Here is a 350-nt window from a genome sequence, read left to right on the forward strand (position 1 = left end):
CCGGTTCCCGGCAGATCGTCAACAAGCTGGACTCCTACGCCCTCCGGGCAGAAGCAGATTGCGGCGGATTTTGCTTTTGATTCTGGCCGAAGGCCGTAGGAGCAGAAGCAGGTTGTAGCGGATTTTGCTTGATTCTGGCCGAAGGCCGTAGGAGCCGGCTTGCCAGCGATCTGCCGGGCACCGGCAGCAAATCCGGGCGACTCGGTGTATCTGGAGTCAGGGAGCAGGGCTGATGGTGCGGTGAGAAGGGCGCAGGGCACGAAAGTCGGTTTGCGGATGTGTTCTGGTACTGCGAGGTGGCTTGGTTTTACTGCGTTCTGATACTGCGAGTGAGCTTGGTTTACTGCCGG

This window comes from Pseudomonas sp. UBA5706, from assembly GCF_002419965.1.
Classification (GTDB): Bacteria; Pseudomonadota; Gammaproteobacteria; order Pseudomonadales; family Pseudomonadaceae; genus Aquipseudomonas.